The following is a 21040-nucleotide window of genomic DNA, read 5'->3' on the forward strand; positions in this document are numbered from 1 at the left end:
TACGAAAAATCCCGACCAGAGATCGGGATTGCATTTATTTTAGCAAAGCATTAAAGGTGTCACCCTGCCGAATATCTCCGGTATTGTATCCTTTCATGAACCACTCTTTACGTTGAGCAGAACTCCCATGCGTAAATCCTTCCTGATTTACGTATCCCTGGGATCTCTTCTGAATATTATCATCTCCAACGGCTTCGGCTGCAGAAATAGCAGATTCGATATCGCCGGGCTCTAAAATATGTTCTCTGTTGTCTGTCTGTTTCGCCCAAACTCCGGCATAAAAATCAGCTTGAAGTTCGGTGGCTACAGAAACACGATTCATATCTGCTTCAGAATATCTGCCGCTATTTCTGAGTTGATCTACTTTTTGGGTGGTTCCCAAAAGTGTTTGAACATGATGTCCCATTTCGTGCGCCATTACATAAGCAATTGAAAACTCAGTTACTTTTGCACCAAAACGTTGCTCCAACTCTTTGAAAAAACTCATATCCATATACACTGTTTGGTCGGCAGGACAATAAAATGGTCCCATTGCCGCCTGTGCAGTTCCACACCCTGACTGTGTTACATTTTCAAACAAGACCACTTTCGCCGGTTGATATTGCATGCCATTTTCCTGAAAAACTTTACTCCAGGTCTTTTCATTTTCTACCGTTACCATCTGTACGAAATCACGAACTTTCAATTCATCGGCGTTAAGGTCGCGCTGCTCGGTTTGTGGTCCGGCAGAACCTATTCCGGATGATAATATTGCGGAAGGATCACCGCCCAGAAAAAATATGATTGCAGCGATGATTAATGTACCTAAGCCACCACCCACCAGCATTCCTCCCCCACCGCCTGATCCGCGTCGGTCATCTACATTTCCACTTCTATCGTTTGTCCATTTCATAGTTTAAACTTTGGATAAAATTACAAAAAATATTATTTATTGAGTTTATTTTCTTTAAGCCAATATGAAACACTCTGGTACGTAGAAACACAGTCTTCTACTAAATTCTGCTGTATATTTTTAACCGGTATTTCGTCATAATACAGTTTAAAAGCGGACGGCAGATCTGATTTTTGTAAGCTTAAAGAATATTGTTTTATTTTCTTGGTCGGGGAAATAATGGTTAAATGATTATCTTTTATTAAACCCAGATCCTGATAGGTTGCGATATAGGCCTTTGGTTGAAAGTGCTCAGTGAAAACATCCTGTCCTAAGAATTTAGATTGATATTTAAAATTAAGAAGTCCAAGAACAGTAGGCATGACATCGATTTGTGACATTGTCTTTTCAAATTTTTGAGGTTCAATAAATCCTTCTGAAAAAACGATACCCGGAATTCTGTATTTATCCATTGGAAGCTCCGTTTTACCCGCACTTGAAGCACAGTGGTCGGCAATAATAATGAACACCGTATTTTTATACCAATTCTGTTTCTTAGCCATTTTAAAAAATTGACGAAGTGCATAATCAGTATACTTTACACCGCCATCACGGGATTTTGCTGTGCCAGGAATATCAATTCTCCCTTCCGGGTAAGTGAAAGGTCGGTGATTAGAAACGGTCATCCAATGGTGAAAAAATGGTTTGCCTGATTTGGAATCGTTGTTCATTTCCATCACTGCTTTTTTGGCCATATCCTCGTCTGACACGCCCCAAACATTAGCAAAGGTAATTTCTTCAGGTTTAAAATTATTTCGATCTACGATTTCGTAACCGTTCCCTTTATAGAAATCTTCCATATTATCGAAATAGCTGTAACCGCCATAAAGGAATTTCACATGATATCCTTTTTCCTTAAAAACACTTCCTGTGCTGAATTTATTTTTGTTATTCTCCCGCTTTACAAGACTTTCACCGGCAGTTGGCGGGATACACAAGGTCAGCGCCTCCAAACCACGCACGGTTCTATTCCCAGTTGCATAAAGGTTGGTGAACATTAGCGATTTTTCTGCTAAACTATCCAGAAAAGGCATGATCTTTTTTGTACTTCCGTAATGTTCTAAAAATTCTGCAGATAAACTTTCTACGGAAATTAAGACGACATTTTTGCGTATTTCAGGATTTTCAGGTGCAATATTTCTGCTTAAAGTTGGGGGTTGAAACTGCTGTAGAAAACGTTGCTCTGCTTTTTCCTGATTCATAGTTGGATAAAACTGAAAATAATCGAGTTCATTTTGAGTAAAGGCATGATAAAATTTCGGGAAACCATTCGCCTGAATCTCTTCCGCAAAAGTGTTTTTGGTCTGGATTTTACTCAATTGAGGAATCATCATCAAACTCAGTCCACACAGAATAATAATGGACGCCACCAATACTATTTTTTGAGTGATATTGGGAAGCGAAAGTAATTCCTTTTTTGTTTTTTTATAGATGAACCAGGTTACGAGCAATGCTAATGTTAAAATAGCAGAGAATAACGGAACAACAGGATAACTTTCCATAATGTTTCCGATGACTTCATTGGTGTAAAATAGATAATCAGCTGCAATAAAATTGTAACGCACGCCGAATTCATTCCAGAAAAAATACTCGCTGACTGCATTAAAGATGATTAATAAAACGTAAAGAAATAGGGTAATGAAGTACAGAATATTGCGAATCCCGGTTCGTTTTGTGGGAAGAAAAAGCATTAATCCGAAGAGCAGTGTTTTTAAGCCTATAAAGATCATGGCCACTTCCGGAAAAGAACCTCCATATTGTTTAAATATATTACCCGGAACAAATGCGGTATAAATAAACGCTAAAACGAACAACCCAAAAATGAAATATCCAAAGGGTTTTCTGTATTTAGAATCCGATAAAAAAAGAAAATACAGGGCAAGAATACTGCTGGCAAGGATAAAAACAAAAACATCACTTAAACCACCAATAATTAGGATTTTCAAACTTTCCCAGATTCCAAAATTAACCGTTGTGATGGGGTGAAATATAAATATGATCCTTAAAATCATGGAAACAATTCCATAGAATAGACCTAAATAAAGATAGGGTTTAAGTTTAGATGCGTACATATTCGTATGGAATTTTAATGTGAAAAGGTGTACTGATGAGAAACACAGAAAAAAATGACTTTAGGAGATGTTTCTTTTAAACTCAATCATCTGAAGTGCAGTAACAGCGGCTTCCACCCCTTTATTTCCCAGGGCACCGCCACTTCTGGCAATTGACTGCTCTTTTTTATCATCTGTTAAAACACAGAAAATCGCAGGAACATCCGATAAAATATTACAGTCTTTAATCCCCTGCGCTACAGCGGAACACACGTAGTCGAAATGTGATGTTTCGCCCCGAATGACACATCCGATTGCAATTACTGCGTCAAAATTGCCCTGTTTGCACAGTTGCATTGAAGCATAACTCAATTCAAAAGCTCCGGGAACGGGAAAAACGCTAATGTTATCGATTGGAATTCCTTCCTTTTTTAACACTTCTATTGCGCCATCACGCAGATTATAAGTTACGAAATCATTCCATTCTGAAACAACGATGCCAATTCTAAAAGAACTGGCATTGTTTATTTTTAATGGTCGATAATCTGAAAGATTTACAGTTGCCATTATTTCTTATTTATATTAGTAATATTTTACCATTTCGATGTAGGAATCAGACATTCCATTATCGTAATCTGCGTACTTTTCATCAACCGCAGAGAAGTATTTTTTTGCTGCATCATTTTTCTTCAATGCTAATGCCAAAATTCCTGCTTTTCTGGTGAAGTAATAAGCAGTATAAGGATCATCTGAAGCAGAAATCGCCTGATCTAAAAGTGACAATGCCTCATCGCTCTTATTTAGATTTGCCTGGCAATCTGCCATAGCTCCATATTTCAAAGCCATTAATACCTTATTTTTTGAAGAAAACTCATCTAATAAATCGTATGACTCTTTATATTTGCCTTCTTTAAATTTGATAAGTCCCGCGTTATAAGCTGAAAGTTTACCAACAGCCGTTTCGGAGAAATCTTTATACGTTCCTAGATATCCGGGATTGGCTGCGCTTTTCCCACCTAAAGCTAAATCATTTTTACCATCTGCCAAATTTTTCTGCGCTGCAAGATAACTTAGGGTTGCCTCTTCATTTCTTGGTTCAACATAAAACTGTTTGTAGGCAAAAAACCCTAAAACAGCCAATACCAAAGCACCAAAAATGATGATTAAAAGTTTTGAGTTTTTCTCCAGGAATCTCTCAGTATCAAGTGCACCTCTATCCAGATCTTTGAAAACTTCAACAGTTTCCTTTCCTTCCAGGTCCTTTTTGTTCGTGTGCAGTTTATGTTTTGCCATAATAGTAATAAAAATTGAAGTGCAAATTTAACTGTTTTTGAACGATTTACAAAATTTAGTTTTCAAAAAGATAATTTCTGATTTGCAGTTGATATTTAACAAAGAATTGTTTGTAAAAAGGTGCTAATAAGTAAGGATTTGATGAACTTCAGCCTCAAATTGTTTCAATCTTTCTTTTCCGCCTAACTCCTCCAAGGCAATTAAAAAACTGAACTGCGAAATGCGTGCTCCCTGTTTCTGAACCAATAAGGCAGCGGCTTCGGTTGTGCCTCCTGTCGCCAACAGATCGTCGTGAATCAAGATTCTTTGACCGGATTTAATTTGTCCCGTCCGCATTTCGATTTCGGCAGAACCATATTCTAAATCATATTTTTGCCCTACAAAGGGCGGTGGCAGTTTTCCTTTTTTTCTAATAAGCACAAAAGGCACATCTAAAGCGACAGCGATGGCGATGCCAAAAAGATAGCCCCGACTTTCGATCCCACAAACTGCATCAATTTTTCCGCGACTGAATTCTGCTAAATCCTTTATTACATCTTTGTATAGATCAGGTTTTAAAAAAATGGGCGTAATATCTTTGAACTGAATTCCGGGTTTCGGAAAATCTGGAATATTCTGTATCGTATCTTCCAGCTCCTGAATGAGTTGATGATTCATTTATTGATTTATTTTATAGCTTGAAATTTTCCACTCACCATTTACATTTTTAAGTCCGAAAGTTACCTGTATTGCTGTAGTACGTCCTTCTTTGTCGGTAACATCGTAAGTTGCATTTACACTGGCGGCATTTGCAGAAGTATTGGTGGTGGTCATATTTTTTACATTGATATTTTTTACACCTCCAAACCCTGAAGTCGGATTGGAGAATTTTTCAAAAGATCCCCAGCTTGGATTGTCTGCGGTATCATATGCTCCACGCAGATTTTGTGCTGCTAAATTATTAAGAAACTTAGAAACACTCGCTTTCGGATCTGCTGCTGTTGCGGGCGTCTTTTCAGGAGTTGCCATTTCGGGCATATCTGTAGGATTTACAGGAGTCTCTGATATATTGGCGGGATTTTCTGCGGGATCTCCTGCCGGCATAAGTAAGGCTTTAGGATTTACATCAAGACCTACTTTGGTCATTTTGAAAGTTTTCTTTGTTGTCTTCACAGAAACGGTGATATCAATTTTCTGATCTACAATTTTTTGAGCCGGTAAAGAGGCAAATCTAATGTTGAATCCTTTAAAATTGTTGTCCTGCATTAAATTTTTCGACGTAAGAATTCTGTTTCCTCCACTAAAGACTTCTAAAACCACTTCTAATCCTGCACCGGAGAAAGCTACGGGCTTTCCGGAAGCATCAATAAGTCTCGGGACTACCTGAATCGACTGAGGTCCTAAAACCTGATCATTGCCCAGACTGTTTACATTTAAACTTAGGGAACTCGCCTGTATGTCATTTGGATCTGATTCTTTGGCCTCTACATTACCAAAGATATTCATCTCTCCTAAAGAAGGCGGGCCCGAACTTGTCCAGTCGATATCGTTTTTCTGCGCAATCTGATCTGCCAATGCAAAGATCTCCGGAACTTTCTTACCATTAATTAATTGTCCTAATGCCATCAATTCACTTTGATCACCTTCTGCGTCAACACCGAACGTTTTTAGAATATAGAGTGCTTCATTAAACTTAACCTGTTGCAGCGTACTTAAACTGGACGCCATATCATTAATACTGGACTGCAGCGATTTGGTCGTGGTGGCGTCAACCTTATCCTTTTTGCAACCCATCACAAAAAACAGTAGGGAAAACAAAAATATTGATATGATCTTATTTTTATGCACTTTCGCAATCGTTGGTATAGTTTCTTCTGTATTCATTTGAGTTCGGGTTTATAACAAATTTATAAAAAAATCCCGACAAATGCCGGGATTAATTTTTTGATCAATTTAAGTTTCCTAGAAAGGATATTCGTAAATTTTTGATTCGTGAATGAAAGGGTTTCCTTCCGGCAATAATTTTCTTTTTGACAGTGTTGTCATTACCGCGAAGATAAATAAACCTAATCCAAAAAGTACTGCGCCAAGATTTGTTAATAATCCAGTGATGTTTTCCCAATAAGGACCAACAGTTCCCGGCATTACCATATTGTAATACACTAACCAGTGTCCACAAATGATAATTATCGCCATAGTCGTCATTACTTTATAGTTTCGTTTGATACTTGAACTTACCATTACAGATAAAGGAAGCGCAAAATTCAACAGTAATATAGACCAGAATGCCCATCCGTAGTATTCAAATCTTCCGTAGAAATAATTAACCTCTTCCGGGATATTTGCATACCAATATAACATAAACTGAGCAAACCAAGTGTACGTCCACAACATAGTAGATGCGAAAAGGAATACTCCTAAGTCATGCAAGTGATTGTCGTTAAACTGTGGTAAGAATCCACTTTTCTTTAAATATACACTGATCAACATAATCACTGCAATTGATGTTGCTAATGTACTTACCATCGCATACCAAATATACATGGTAGAATACCAGTGTGGATCAATAGACATCAACCAGTCCCAAGCCCAAGCTGCAGAACAGAAGCCGAAAAATGCAATATACCCTACGTTCCAGCTATAGAAGTTAGCATATACTTTTCTATCTTTAGTTTCATCTACTTTTTTAGACTGAGCTCTCAGTTTCCAAGAGAAGAAAGATGCTCCAAGTACATAAAATAAGGTTCTGAAAATATAGAACGGAATATTTAAGAATGTTTTCTTTTCGTAAAGAATGGCATCAAAATGAACACTCTTAGGATCTGTTAATTCCGGATCCATCCAGTGAAACAAATGACCGATATGGGTGACATTCAACAGCATAACAATAATGACAATTGCTCCTGCCCAAGGGATGAATGAAGCAACAGCTTCCATTACTCTAAGGATGATGATCGACCAACCTGCATGAGAAGCGGTTTGAATTGCATAGAAAAACAAGGCACAACAGCTTAATGCAAAAAGGAATACAGAAACCGTATGAATTGCGGCTAAAGGTTGATTCTTAAACTGCATTTTCGCATGCTCCAAATGGGCAGCATGATCTTGTGGGCCTACCATTTCACTTGAATTTGAAGGCATATGGTTTCCGCCGGCATGTACTGCCTCCATCATATGTTCAATCTGGGCATCATCTGTACCATGATTCATGAAATAACCTGCTCCAAAAAGCACCAATCCAAGAACGATGAATATGATTGAATATAATCTTAATTTAGGTGAAAAACTATACATTGTATTACTCTTTTTTATTTTTTAGGACTCGTACTTATTTTGTTGCGTCTGCTGCAGGTTCTGCTGGTGTAGCAGCAACGGCTGTTTCTGGTGCAGCTGCCGCGACAGTGCCACCTTTAAATGCATTCATCACATATAACGAAACTCTCCATCGGTCTCCCGGTTTTAGCTGACCTGCATAGGAACCCATTGAGTTTCTACCGTTGGTCAAAACATAGTGTACGGAACCTACTGTAATTTCTCGATCAGCATATTTAGGAACACCTGAATAAGCACCACTTTCCACGATAGGACCTTGCCCGTCTCCATTAACACCATGACAGGCTGCACAGGTTTGGTTGTAAAGTTTTTTACCTCTTTCAATATCTTTCGCCTGATTGGCAGGATCTAAAGGAGAAGCTGTAATTAATTTCGATTCATCATACCCTCCATTATATTGATCAGGAGTCATTTTGGTATTGGCTGCCGGATCTGCAATTCCTTCCGGATTTTGAGATACCGTTCCATCAATAGGACCTAAACCTGTTGCTCCGTTATTTTTAACAAATGCAGGAATCTCATTTTCATGTTTCGAATAAGCATCTTCAGCTTTCATTAATGGATCATAAGCCACAGGAAAATACATATCCGGGAAATAAACCAAAGGCGGATTTTCTTTGCTGCAAGACGATAAAGTCATTGCTGCACATCCTAAGATAGCTATAATTTTTAATATATTCTTTGTCATCTTAAGCATCTTTTACAGTTATTTCTTCAACTCCGGTATCAATCAGGATTTGTTTTACTGCATCTACATTATCTGTAACAAATTCCATCATAAATTTATCATCAGTTGTTCTCGGATCAGGATTCTGAGGCGGACAACCTGGATACATTTTATTTCTCACTAAGAAGGTAAGAGACATCATGTGAGCTGCACAGAAAACCATCAACTCAAACATTGGAACTACGAAAGCCGGCATATTGGTTCCCCATTTAAAAGAGGGTTTACCACCGATATTCATTGGCCAATCGTGATTCATTGTGTACCATGTTACCAAAGCACCTATCGTTAATCCATATACTGCATACAAAAAAGCAGCATCTGAAATTCGTGTCTTTCTTAAACCTAAAGCTTTGTCCAGACCATGAACTGGAAACGGAGTATAGACTTCAGCAATAGCGATTCCTTTATCATTGAAAGCTTTCACTCCCTCTAATAAATCATCGTCGTCGGCATACATACCGTATATAATTTTAGTGGTGCTCATCTTCTTCTTCTTTTGCTTTATAAGTTTCACCTGATATTTTCAAAATAGTCTTCAATTCTGCCTGTGCAATTACAGGGAATGTTCGGGCATATAATAAGAATAATACTCCAAAGAAACCAATTGTTCCTAAATAAACTCCAACATCGATGATGGATGGTTTAAACATTGTCCAAGAACTTGGCAAGTAATCTCTGGAAATATTAATAACGATAATATCAAATCTTTCAAACCACATTCCGATATTAATAATCAAAGCGATGATGAAAGTTGCCATAATATTTGTTCTGATTTTTTTGAACCAGAATAACGCCGGAACAACCAAGTTACAAATAATCAAGGCCCAGAATGCCCACCAGTAAGGACCAGTTGCTGCACCCGGAGACAGATAAGTAAAGTCTTCATATCTTGAACCGGAGTACCAAGCGATAAAATATTCAGTTGCATAGGCTACAGTTACCATACCACCGGTTACTATAATTACGATGTTCATAATTTCGATATGATACATGGTAATATAATCTTCTAAGTGCGCCACTTTTCTTGCGACTAACAATAGCGTTTGTACCATTGCAAATCCGGAGAAAATTGCTCCTGCAACGAAGTAAGGAGGATAGATCGTAGAGTGCCATCCTTTAATTACCGACGTAGCAAAGTCAAAAGATACCGTGGTGTGTACGGAGAATACAAGTGGTGTTGCTAAACCAGCCAATACAAGAGATAACTCTTCGAAACGCTGCCAGTGTTTTGCCTTACCACCCCAACCAAATGAAAGGAAGGTATAAATTCTTTTCGTCCACGGAGTTTTCGCACGGTCTCTGATCATAGCAAAATCCGGAATCAATCCCATAAACCAGAATACACTGGATACAGAGAAGTACGTAGAAATCGCAAATACATCCCAAAGAAGTGGCGAGTTGAAGTTGGTCCAAAGTGAACCGAACTGGTTTGGTAAAGGGAACACCCAATAACCTACCCAAACTCTACCCATGTGAATTACAGGGAAAATAGCTGCCTGTACTACCGCGAAGATGGTCATCGCCTCGGCAGAACGGTTTACAGACATTCTCCAACGCTGTCTAAATAATAACAATACTGCAGAAATCAAGGTCCCTGCGTGACCAATTCCTACCCACCAAACGAAGTTGGTAATATCCCATCCCCAGTTGTTGGTCCTGTTCAGACCCCAAGCACCAATACCGGTACCAATGGTGTAAGCAATACAACCAAATCCATAGATGAATAAAGTCAACGCTATCCAGAAAGAAACCCACCAGAGTTTTCCTGCTCTTTCTTCTATAGGTCGGGCGATATCGTTTGATATATCGTGATAAGTCTTGTGACCAATAATTAAAGGTTCCCTTATCGGAGCTTCGTAATGTCCTGACATTTTTTACCTATTTATTATTTAAACATTATTTTCTTTTCTATTTCTCACTTTGGTGTGGTAGAATACGTTTGGTTTGGTACCAATTTCTTCCAGCAAAGTATATCTTCTGTTGGTGCTAAAAAGTGCTCTTACTTCAGAGTTCTTATCATTCATATCACCAAATTTCATTGCTCCGGTCGCACATGCATTCACACAAGCGGTAGAGAATTCCCCGTCTTTGATCGTTCTTCCTTCTTTTTTCGCTTCCAAAATGGTGTTCTGAGTCATTTGAATACACAATGAACATTTTTCCATAACCCCTCTTGTTCTTACTACAACATCCGGGTTTAGAACCATTCTTCCTAAATCATTATTTTGATTAAAGTCGAATTTATCATTAAGGTTATAAGTAAACCAGTTGAAACGACGAACTTTATAAGGACAGTTATTCGCACAATATCTTGTACCAATACATCTGTTATAAGCCATTTGATTCTGACCTTGCTTACCGTGAGAAGTTGCTGCCACAGGACATACAGTTTCACATGGTGCATGATTACAGTGCTGACACATCACCGGTTGGAAAATCACGTCTGGATTTGCCGCGGGGTGGTTTAATATTCCACTTTCCTTATCCATAAAGTGACCATACATTCCCGGTACGTTAAGATCTGCTGCTACGGCTTCTTCCTGAGAAAGTTTACCATCTTTATTCAAATCAACTTCAGCCGGAATATCAGTTGTATAATAACGGTCAATTCTTAACCAGAACATATCTCTGGACATTCTCACTTCATCTTTACCTACAACCGGAACATTGTTTTCCGCCTGACAAGCGATAACACATGCGCCACAACCTGTACAGGAGTTTAGGTCAATTGATAAATTAAAGTGTGGACCATCGGTATCATCGAATGCATCCCAAAGGTCAATTTTACCAGCTGGTAAAGCGCCGTTAAGGGTGTGATATTCCAAAGGTTTATTCCAGCCTAATTTCTCGTCATCAAATTTCACATTTAAGAAGGTATCCAAGGAAACTTCTCTTGCGATCTCATAACGACCCATTAAGGTATTTTGAAGCTGCATTCCTGCAAACTCATGACTGCCACCAGTTTTTTCGATTTTCACATTCGACATTACGAAGTTTGAACCGTCAAATACCGGATAAGCATTAATTCCTGTTTCTGCTACTTTACCTGAATCTTTTTTACCATACCCTAAAGCAAGTCCTAAAGATCCTTCAGCCTGACCTGGTTGAACGTATACAGGAACCTCTTTTAAAGTTACGCCATTCACCTTAACATTTACCAGTGATCCACCGAGCTGCATTCTACCATTAAGATCGTTTTCGATTCCTAATCTCGCTGCATCTTTCGGAGACATTGTCAGGTAATTATCCCATGTCATTCTCGTAATCGGATCCGGTAATTCTTGTAACCATGGGTTGTTCGCTTGTGTACCGTCTCCAATTGCAGTTTTAGTATATAAAACCAATTCTAAGTCAGAGGATTTAAATCCACTCAACTCAGTAACTGCCTGCTGTGCGTTACCACCGGCATAAGAAAGTGTAGCGGTATTTCCACCTGCCACTATTCCATTATACAAGGCTTTATTGAAAGTAGTACCACCAATCATTGTGGCAGCATTTGCTTTTAAATAATCGTAATAATTATTCGCAGGATTTCCTTTTCCATTCATCCAAACCAACAACGAATCTTCGATTTGTCTTGATTTAAAGATTCTTTGAATGGTTGGCTGCATCAAGGTATAAACACCAGTTTGTGGTGTCAGATCGCCCCAAGACTCCAACCAGTTGGCTACCGGGATCACAGCTTTCGCTGCTTTATACATTTCGTTTTTCTTATCAGCAATTGCGATAACATACGGAACCTTTGCTAAAGATTTTTTGAAATCTTCACCTTTCGCGCTGGAATACATTGGGTTTACATTATTGGCGATTAAAACACCAACTTGTCCCGAATTCATCCAGCTTAAAAATTCCTGATATCTTGCAGCATCAAATTCTTTTAAGAAGTTTGCTTTACCTGTGAAAGCGTTCGATGCTAATTTCTGATTAATTAAGTTTGCTAAAACGTGTGCCGCTTTTGAACCATCTGCTAAAACAACTGCGTTGCTGCCTTTTGCCTGTAATTCTTTAACAATTTCGCCAGCTTCTTTACTGATGCTTCCACCATTAAGTCCGTTATAAACTTCTACCAGAACTTTATTTACGGCACTTGGTTTCAAGGCCACTCTTGTATCGGCATTAGCTCCGGTTAACGTCATGTTAGACTCCACTTGAATGTGTCTCAACATATTTGGACCCGGCTTTCTTGCGGCTGCGTAAGAAGTTTCTAAAGAACCTCCATTAAAATCTCCTAAGAAATCTGCTTGGAAAGAAACGACCAACTGCGTTTTCGTTAAATCATATACCGGTAATGCACGTTGTCCGAAAACTTCTTCGGCAGCATCTAAAGCTGCGGTGTGAGGAAGTGCATCATAGGTTACCAGTTCTGCGGTAGGATATTTTGCTTTAAAGTCAGCAAATAATTTTTTGAATGTTGGGGAAGCAAATGAATGCGACAAAAGAACAATTTTCTTTCCTGCACCCTGCGCTTCAGCTAAACCTTTTAGAACAAAATCATCAACTTTATCGAAAGTTTCATCTTTTCCGTCTAATTTCGGTTGCTTTACTTTATCATTATCATATAATGAAAGTACAGCTGCTTGCGCTCTTGCGCTTGTTTTACCTAAATCTTTTGCAAGAGGATTTGGTTCAATTTTGATTGGACGACCTTCTCTGGTTTTAACTAAAACACTGGCAAAATCAAATCCATCAAAAAATGTAGAGGCATAATAATTAGGTACACCCGGAATAATTTCATGCGGTTTCACCACATAAGGAATCGTTTTGATCACCGGAGCTTCACACGCAGCTAATGTAACTGCTGCGGTAGAGAACCCTAAAAGTTTTAGAAAATCTCTTCTGGAAGTTCCCGACTCATTTGATTGCCCGCCGCCTAATAATTCACCCACAGGAATTTCATTCTGAAATTCTTTTTGAGCCAACTTACCGTTTAAGCTCGGATCTTTCAGTTCGTGAATACTTCTGAATTTTATTTTATTTGAAGCCATTGATACTTCTAATTTTTGTTATTAATAATGACATTTACCACACTCAAGACCTCCAATCGCATCTACAGTAATTTTCGCACCTGAACCATACTGTTTTTTCAGTTTTTCATGTAGATTTTTGAAGTACTCTTTATTATAACCATTGTTCATATCTACTTCTGTAGTTCTGTGACATTCGATACACCATCCCATGGTGAAATCGTTTGCCATCTGTACCACATTCATGGTATCAACCTGTCCGTGACAAGCTTTACAAACTACGTCTATCTTAGCATCCGGATTCTTTTTATTATAAGAATTTATAATCGCAGTCTCCCCTGCAACAACGTGCTGTGCGTGATTAAAATACACAAAGTCCGGCATGTTGTGAATTCTCGTCCATTCTACAGGTTGTGTTTTACCGGTATATTGTTGTGAAGCAGGATCCCAGCCAGTAGCTGCATAAATTTTCTGAATTTCTCCATCGTAGAATGCTTTGTCTTTTCCTGGCTCCATGTATTTACCGTTATATTCAGCGATATTTCGGTGACAGTTCATACAAACATTCATTGAAGGAATTTCTGAAACTTTACCATATTTTGCAGAAGAGTGACATAACTGACAGTCAATCTTGTTTTCACCTGCGTGAATTTTGTGAGAGAAGTAAATTGGTTGTTCAGGTTTATAACCTTTGTAAACACCGATCCACATCAAACTGTTCCACAAACCGTATGCTGCAAAAATACCGAGTAGAACAAGGATTCCTTTTCCAACATTTTGGTATTTATTATAGATGTCTCCAAATGAAGTAGCGCGTGTGGCGTTCAAGCCAACCAGCTCATCGGTTTGCTGTAGTTTTACTAATTGTCTCAACTTAAATAACAACCAAAGCAAAAGCCCACCAATCGACATAAGTGAAATCAAAATAATTTTTGAATTCATTGACTCTCTCTTCTGAGCTTCGATGGACGTAATTGAATTTGTATCTGCTCCATTTGCAGCAGCATCAGCCGCAGGCTCCGGTGCAGGTGGATTGGTAGTGTACTCTAAAATGTCATCAATTTCCTGATCGGTTAGATTAGGAAATGCAGTCATTTCAGTTTTATTGAACTTTTCGAAAATCTCGTTAGCGTACTTGTCTCCTGATGCTCGTAAAGCTTTATTGTCTTTAATCCACTTATGAAGCCAATCAGTGTCTAAATTCTGCTCCGATTTAACTTTATCTACTATACCTCCCAAAGCCGGACCAACAAGCTGTTTGTCCAATGCGTGACACGCGGTACAATTTGCTTTAAAAAGCTTTTCACCGTTCTTGGCATCTCCTTGAGCGTAAATAGAAGCACTGGTCGACAGCAATAGACCTATTGCGATAAGACCTCTTTTGTAATGCTTTCTCCAACTAATCATTTATAAAATCTTGGGTTAGTAAATTGTATTGAGTTTTACTTTCAACTTGGCAAAAATAAGACTTTTAACATAAATTTAAGAAGAGATTACAGGCCCATTAAGAGATTGAGGTTAATTTGTAAGGATTCTAAATAACAAATGTTGGTATAATTTTTATTTGTTTTAAATTTGTCCAAAATATAAATTAATGAAATACTTTCTGAAAATATTCGCAGTCCTGTTCTTAACATCAATCCAGTTCTTTGAAGCACAGCAAGTTGTAAAGAAAGACACCCTCTCTGGAACCCCATTATCTATAATGATGGATCAGAAAGTAAGTGATTTACTGAGTGAAGTTGAAGATAAATGCGCCACTACAATTGGAAATAATACAAATTATTCCGGACCAGATTACTCTAATAATACGCCCAGAACCACGACACCTAAGATTTCTGTACCGGATAGAGAGCTTACCAATGCTGAGATCTGCCGTAAAAACCCACGTATTATGGGATATAAAATTCAGCTCGCTGTTGTAAAAAGCAATGAGGAAGCCAGAGAAGTTGGAATGTTTTTCAGAAGAAGATTTCCGAACATGAAAGTGGAAATTGATGCATCACTAAGACCCAACTACAAAGTAATGGCAGGAAGTTATTTCACCAAACAAAGTGCCGCAGCTGATTTATCGAGAATTAAACAATACTTTAAAAGCGCAATGGCAATCCAATACCGCGTTTTCTGTGTAGAAGCCAAATAAGAGAAATTTAATATTACAAAATAAGCCGCTTTCAAAATTGAAAGCGGCTTATTTTTTTTGAAAAAAGCTTAGGTTAAAACTCTAAGAGTTTTCAATTGAATTCGTATTTTTTAGTTCTTCACCAATAAACGGAAACCTTCTCCGTGTACATTGATGATCTCCAAGCCATCATCTTCTTTCAGTAATTTCCGAAGTTTGGCAATATAAACATCCATACTTCTCGCGGTAAAGTAATTTTCTTTCTTCCAGATTTTTCTTAGCGCCAAATCCCTTGGCATGAAATCGTTTCGGTGCAGACAAAGCAACTTCAACAATTCATTTTCTTTTGGGGACAGTTTATAGTCGGTTTCGTTGACTCTCAACTGACGCAACATAGAGTCGAAGAAAATATTACTGATCTTGAACTGCTCCTGATCACTATCCTCCAACACGGCACTTCTCTGTAAAATTGCTTTAATTTTATACAAAAGCAGTTCTGTATCAAAAGGTTTTGTAATATAGTCATCAGCACCAAGCTGATATCCTTTTAAAATATCTTCGCGCATATTTCTTGCAGTCAAGAAAATGATAGGTATATTTTTATCGATCCTTTTTACATCTTCTGCTAAACTGAATCCGTCCTTTTTAGGCATCATCACATCAAAAATACAGATATCGAATTCGTTTTCTGTAAATTCTTTTAAACCTTGCTCTCCATCTGTAGCGAGCGTTACTTCAAAATTATTGATGGATAAATAATCTTTTAAAACTGCACCAAAACTTTGGTCGTCTTCTACTAATAAGATCCTGTTGCTCATAATTTATTTATTTATAGTTACAAGGTTTTCACCTTAATCCTGATTTTATATTTAATATTTATTAATTGTAATTCTATTACACATTCATTGGCAGTTTTATAGTAAACGTACTACCGACGTCCTTTTTAGAATCCACGATCACCTGACCTTTATGGAGTTCTACAATTTTTTTTACATAAGACAATCCCAGTCCCTGACCTTTCACATTATGAATATTCCCCGTTTCTTCGCGAAAGAATTTCTCAAAAATCCGCACTTTATTATCCGTCTCCATCCCAATTCCTTTGTCAGAAATCTCAACAACATACCAGTTTCCTTCATTTCTGGTGCTTACTTTAATTTCCGGTGCTTCCGGCGAATATTTGTTCGCATTATCTAAAAGATTGACCAAAGCATTGGAAATATGAAACTCATCAATTTTAAAGAGATACCGATCGGTATTGAATTCCTGGGTTAAAGTTCCATTTCTCTGGGCGACGATTAAACCAAAACTCTCGGTTATTTTTTTTATTAAAGCGCGAACATCGGTTTCTCTTAGAAATAATTTTACCTCATTACGCTCCAATTTCGACATATTCAAGACATTTTCTACTTGTTTCTTCATGCGAAGGTTTTCTTGCTTGATCAAACCGGAATAATATTTTACCTTATCAGGATTGGTCGCAATTTTATCATTCGCCAACGAATCGGTCGCTACAGAAATGGTGGCGAGCGGTGTTTTGAATTCATGAGACATATTATTAATAAAGTCGGTCTTAACCTCTGCGATTTTTTTCTGACGCATCATATAATTAATGGAAATAATGTAAATACCCAAAATAGTCAGCAAAGACATAATAGTCCCAAGAAGCATGGGCAGATTATTCTTGACGAGGGAATATTTTTTATCCGGAAAAACAAGCGCTAACGTATATAATGTTCGGTCTTTGCTATCGGTAAAAAGCGGATAGGTATAACTGGCCTTATCTTTTTCGTTTTTATAAATTCCGTTCGCAATATTGGTAACCTCATTCTTTCGATCCATGACCGCAAAACCAAACTTAGTATCCAATCCACTTAATTTCAATTCTTTAGAAAGAACAGAATCCAAAGTTTTTGCATCTACTCTTTTTTCAATAGGTAAATTTGAAGCACTGAGTTTTGCAAATTCACGCAAAGCATAGGTATTATTGTTAATATCTTTGCTCATCTGGGTGGTTAACGGCTCAGATGAATTGGGTGCTTTTTTAATCTGCAGAATTCCTTCATCCGTATACAATTTCGTCATCTTCAAAGTATCGCCTTTTTTAGAAATAGGGATATTTTGATTTTCGACAATGCTCTTTTGGAAGGTAATAGTGGACTTATTGGCCGAATCTGAGTTTTGCTGAATATAGGTTTGCGTTGGCTGATTGCTGCTGTCCACCACATTTTTCCCGAAGTTTTTGTAATCCTGATTTAGGTATTTATCCACTTCCAGCTGCGAAACTTTTAGGGCTGAAGATTCCAGAGAAGAATATACTTTATTGCTAAAATCCTGGTTCAGTGCGCCATACAATTCTTTGATCCAGTATAACTGAAGCGTTACGAAGACAATCATCGAGATGGTCATCAATACTGAAATGAAAGGAATAAACTTATTGTTCATTAGATATATTTAAAACGAATTGTTAAAATTACTCATTTTAAGAATATAATAACAAAAGAAAGACCAATTTATTGTACGGAATTTCATAAAAGCCTTTTTTTTAACAAATTATACTGAATATGTTTATTTTCTGCTTTTTTAGTTTGCAGTCGTAAATAATATCTAAATTTGTGAAAAGACCTTACATGAACACAGAAATAAAATTCAATACCGACGAACACGCAGCGACCATTTATGTAATGAAAGTTCTGCACACTACCGTAGATAAAGTTTGGAAGCACTTTACCCAAAAAGATTTGATAGATCAGTGGTGGGCTCCAAAACCCTGGAAGTGCGAAACTACAAAGATGAATTTCGAAAAAGACGGCGAGTGGCATTATGCGATGGTAAGTCCCGATAACGAAAAGCATTTCGCAGGGGCACATTATCATGAAATAAACTTTCACCGCAGCTTCGACTGGACTGATTTTTTCGCTGATGAAGAGGGAAATATCAACAGTGAAATGCCGGGTTCAAACTGGCTTATTGGGTTTACAGGTGTTGATGAAGGAACAAAACTGACCATCAATATCCATTTCAAATCACGACAAGATTTACAGGAGTCTTTAAAAATGGGCTTTGAGCAAGGATTTAAAAGCAGACTAAACCAGCTGGAGGATTTACTAAATAAAAAAGACTGATTTTTAATCAGTCTTTTATTTAGTTAAAAAGTTCTTCATCATGAAAATATTGAATGATCGCTTTTTTCATGAGAATCTGCTGTTCATTCGGTTTTAATTCCGGCAATTGTGCCACCTCATCAAAATGCGGATATCCATCATCATCATAATGTGAGAATTTGTAATATCCAAAAGGCTCCAATAATCTACAAACCGCAATATGCAGAATATTAAGTTTGTCATCTTTGGTATATTTCTGTTGGCCACTGCCTAATTCCTGCACACCAATTAAAAACAACAAAGTATCAATTGTCGGATGTTTTTCCGTATCGAAATTTTCCACGAAAAACGATTCAACCGCTTCCCAAAGTTCGCTTTCTGATCTATTTTCCATTTATTTTATTTTCTAATTTCATTAAAAAAGCATATTCCAAAGCGTCTTCTTTTAAAGATTCAAATCTGCCGCTTGCGCCACCATGTCCTGCACTCATATCGGTTTTAAAAATCAAAATATTTTGATCGGTTTTTAAATCCCGCAGTTTGGCCGTCCATTTTGCCGGCTCCCAATATTGTACCTGAGAATCATGCAAACCTGTGGTAATTAAAATATTTGGATAGGCTTTCGCTTCTATATTATCATAAGGAGAGTACGATTTTATGTAGTCGTAATATTCTCTGTCTTTTGGATTTCCCCATTCATCAAATTCTCCTGTCGTTAAAGGAATGGTTTCGTCTAACATCGTCGTTACCACATCTACGAAAGGAACCTGTGCTACAATACCATGAAAAAGTTCGGGTTCATAGTTGATAACCGCCCCCATTAAAAGTCCGCCTGCGCTGCCGCCCATTGCATAAAGATGTTTTGATGAAGTATAATTTTCTTTTATCAAAAATTTTGCAGCATCGATAAAATCGAAAAAAGTATTCTTTTTATTCAGCATTTTGCCATCTTCATACCATTCTCTGCCCATATATTCCCCACCGCGAACATGTGCAATAGCATAGATGAAACCGCGATCCAGAATAGAAAGCCGCACATTTGAAAAACTCGCATCCACGGTATGTCCGTAACTTCCGTAGCCGTACAGCAATAAGGGAGTTTCCGCAGATTTTGGCGTGTCTTTATGATAAACCAAAGAGATCGGAACCAGTTCTCCATCTCGGGCTTCTGCCCAAACTCTTTCTGAAATATAATTTTCCGGTAAAAAATTCCCACCCAAAACTTCCTGCTGCTTCAGAAGAAGGGTTGTTCTTTCCTTCATATCATATTCAAAAGTAGCATTTGGCTGCGTTAAAGAAGTATACCCAAAACGCAATTTGTTCGTATCAAATTCTAAATTCAATCCGATGTAGGCAGTATAACTAGGATCTGAAAAAGGTAGATAATGAAAACTGTTATTTTGATGGTCGATGATTTTAATCTGCAAAAGACCTTCAATTCTTTCCTCCAGAACCAAATAATTATTAAAAATCTCGAAACCTTCCAGTAAAACTTCTTCACGATGTGGAATTACTTCGGTCCAATTTTCAATTCCCGGTGTTGCAACTTTCGTTTTTACAATTTTAAAGTTGGTGGCATCATCTGCATTGGTAATAATATAAAATTCATCATTATAATGTTCTACGGAATATTCCAGATCATCAATTCGGGGCTGAATAATCTGCCACTTCGCCAACACATCGGAAGCAGGAATAAAACGCTGCTCATCTGAAATCGTGCTGGAACTGGAGATGAAAATATATTCTAAAGATTTTGTTTTAAAAACATTCACATCAAAAGCATCATCTTCTTCGTGATACACCAAAACATCTTGCGAAGAATCGGTTCCCAGTTGATGAAGATACACTTGAAAGGCTCTTAAACTGTCATCTTTTCTAATGTAAAAAATATGTTCATTATCATTTGCCCAAACAGCTTTTCCCGTGGTATTGGGAATCTGATCCTGTAGAATTTCACCCGTTTCTAAATTTTTAAAATTGATATTGTAAATTCTACGTCCCATATTATCAGACGAGTAACTGATGAGTTTGTTATTCGGAGAAACCGCAACACTCCCAACCTCAAAAAACTTTTGACCTTCTGCCAGAATATTGACATCCAAAAGAATTTCTTCATCATGATCTAAAGTCTGAAACTTACGGGTAAATAAGGGATGTTCTTTTCCTTCAACAAAGCGCACGATATACCAATAGTCATTGAAAAAATACGGCAACGATTGATCGTCTTCTTTATAGCGCGCTTTCATTTCATCGAATAGGAGTTGCTGAAAACCTTCAGTATCCTTCATCACCGCTTCACAATATGCATTTTCTGCTTCCAGATATTCCAAAACTTCTGGATTCTCCCTCTCCCTTAACCAGAAATAAGGATCAATTCTTTGATCACCATGAACTTCTAAAGTAGCGGGGATTTTTTTAGCGACCGGTGCAACGGGCTCAGCGATTATATTTTCTGTATTTAAATTTGCTTTATCAGCGCTCATTAATCTTATTTATTTAAAAGATAAAAACCGACTTTAACAAAGAAAGGCGGTTT

The 21040-nt window shown here is 37.6% G+C and carries 18 protein-coding genes; 2 read left to right on the forward strand and 16 right to left on the reverse strand.

Annotation, left to right across the window (positions count from 1 at the left end; genetic code table 11):
* Positions 1-34: 34 nt before the first annotated feature.
* The 12 genes from ypfJ to EIB73_RS09580 form a co-directional block, all read right to left on the reverse strand.
* Positions 35-892: a KPN_02809 family neutral zinc metallopeptidase gene (gene ypfJ / locus EIB73_RS09525; protein WP_125024845.1), complete on the reverse strand. Its 858-nt coding sequence runs from the start codon at positions 890-892 to the stop codon at positions 35-37.
* A 32-nt stretch (positions 893-924) separates the two neighbouring features.
* The gene (locus EIB73_RS09530; protein ID WP_125024847.1) at positions 925-3003 is read right to left on the reverse strand and encodes an LTA synthase family protein; all 2079 of its coding nucleotides are present in this window, start codon (positions 3001-3003) and stop codon (positions 925-927) included.
* A gap of 60 nt (positions 3004-3063) precedes the next feature.
* On the reverse strand, positions 3064-3549 hold the full coding sequence (ribH, locus tag EIB73_RS09535; RefSeq protein WP_125024849.1) for a 6,7-dimethyl-8-ribityllumazine synthase: 486 nt from the start codon (positions 3547-3549) through the stop codon (positions 3064-3066).
* Between the two features lie 15 nt (positions 3550-3564).
* Positions 3565-4275 (reverse strand): tetratricopeptide repeat protein, encoded by a 711-nt coding sequence (locus EIB73_RS09540; protein ID WP_125024851.1) that lies wholly within the window; start codon positions 4273-4275, stop codon positions 3565-3567.
* A 123-nt stretch (positions 4276-4398) separates the two neighbouring features.
* Complete coding sequence (locus EIB73_RS09545) at positions 4399-4932, reverse strand: adenine phosphoribosyltransferase (protein ID WP_125024853.1); 534 nt, start codon at positions 4930-4932, stop codon at positions 4399-4401.
* Positions 4933-6138, reverse strand: coding sequence for a hypothetical protein (locus EIB73_RS09550; RefSeq protein ID WP_228411222.1), 1206 nt, complete (start codon positions 6136-6138; stop codon positions 4933-4935). It abuts the gene before it with no gap.
* A 78-nt stretch (positions 6139-6216) separates the two neighbouring features.
* Complete coding sequence (locus tag EIB73_RS09555) at positions 6217-7548, reverse strand: quinol:cytochrome C oxidoreductase (RefSeq protein ID WP_125024855.1); 1332 nt, start codon at positions 7546-7548, stop codon at positions 6217-6219.
* A 34-nt stretch (positions 7549-7582) separates the two neighbouring features.
* Positions 7583-8284, reverse strand: a complete 702-nt coding sequence (locus EIB73_RS09560) for a c-type cytochrome (protein ID WP_125024857.1) — start codon at positions 8282-8284, stop codon at positions 7583-7585.
* Positions 8277-8798, reverse strand: a complete 522-nt coding sequence (locus EIB73_RS09565; RefSeq protein ID WP_125024859.1) for a DUF3341 domain-containing protein — start codon at positions 8796-8798, stop codon at positions 8277-8279. Before EIB73_RS09565 ends, EIB73_RS09560 begins: the two co-directional genes overlap by 8 nt.
* Positions 8785-10185: an NrfD/PsrC family molybdoenzyme membrane anchor subunit gene (nrfD, locus tag EIB73_RS09570; protein WP_125024860.1), complete on the reverse strand. Its 1401-nt coding sequence runs from the start codon at positions 10183-10185 to the stop codon at positions 8785-8787. The genes EIB73_RS09565 and nrfD overlap by 14 nt, the downstream gene beginning before the upstream one ends.
* Before the next feature lie 18 nt (positions 10186-10203).
* Positions 10204-13299, reverse strand: a complete 3096-nt coding sequence (locus EIB73_RS09575; protein WP_125024862.1) for a TAT-variant-translocated molybdopterin oxidoreductase — start codon at positions 13297-13299, stop codon at positions 10204-10206.
* Positions 13300-13320: 21 nt separating this feature from the next.
* Positions 13321-14685, reverse strand: coding sequence for a c-type cytochrome (locus EIB73_RS09580; protein WP_125024864.1), 1365 nt, complete (start codon positions 14683-14685; stop codon positions 13321-13323).
* Positions 14686-14872: 187 nt separating this feature from the next.
* Between EIB73_RS09580 and EIB73_RS09585 the strand changes: the two genes are divergently transcribed.
* On the forward strand, positions 14873-15421 hold the full coding sequence (locus tag EIB73_RS09585) for an SPOR domain-containing protein (protein WP_125024866.1): 549 nt from the start codon (positions 14873-14875) through the stop codon (positions 15419-15421).
* A 110-nt stretch (positions 15422-15531) separates the two neighbouring features.
* On the opposite strand, the gene EIB73_RS09590 is transcribed toward EIB73_RS09585, so the two are convergent.
* The gene (locus tag EIB73_RS09590) at positions 15532-16218 is read right to left on the reverse strand and encodes a response regulator transcription factor (RefSeq protein WP_125024868.1); all 687 of its coding nucleotides are present in this window, start codon (positions 16216-16218) and stop codon (positions 15532-15534) included.
* A 76-nt stretch (positions 16219-16294) separates the two neighbouring features.
* Complete coding sequence (locus EIB73_RS09595; protein ID WP_125024870.1) at positions 16295-17845, reverse strand: sensor histidine kinase; 1551 nt, start codon at positions 17843-17845, stop codon at positions 16295-16297.
* Between the two features lie 185 nt (positions 17846-18030).
* Here EIB73_RS09595 and EIB73_RS09600 point away from each other — a divergent pair, with 185 nt between their 5' ends.
* Complete coding sequence (locus EIB73_RS09600; protein WP_125024872.1) at positions 18031-18525, forward strand: SRPBCC family protein; 495 nt, start codon at positions 18031-18033, stop codon at positions 18523-18525.
* 19 nt (positions 18526-18544) lie between these two features.
* Here EIB73_RS09600 and EIB73_RS09605 read toward each other — a convergent pair whose 3' ends face one another.
* Both EIB73_RS09605 and EIB73_RS09610 read right to left on the reverse strand, forming a co-directional pair.
* A complete protein-coding gene (locus tag EIB73_RS09605; protein ID WP_125024874.1) occupies positions 18545-18898 on the reverse strand; it encodes a hypothetical protein in 354 nt (117 codons plus the stop codon).
* Positions 18888-20987, reverse strand: coding sequence for a S9 family peptidase (locus EIB73_RS09610; RefSeq protein WP_125024876.1), 2100 nt, complete (start codon positions 20985-20987; stop codon positions 18888-18890). The genes EIB73_RS09605 and EIB73_RS09610 overlap by 11 nt, the downstream gene beginning before the upstream one ends.
* Positions 20988-21040 lie beyond the last annotated feature (53 nt).

This window comes from Kaistella carnis, from assembly GCF_003860585.1.
GTDB classification, from domain to species: Bacteria; Bacteroidota; Bacteroidia; order Flavobacteriales; family Weeksellaceae; genus Kaistella; species Kaistella carnis.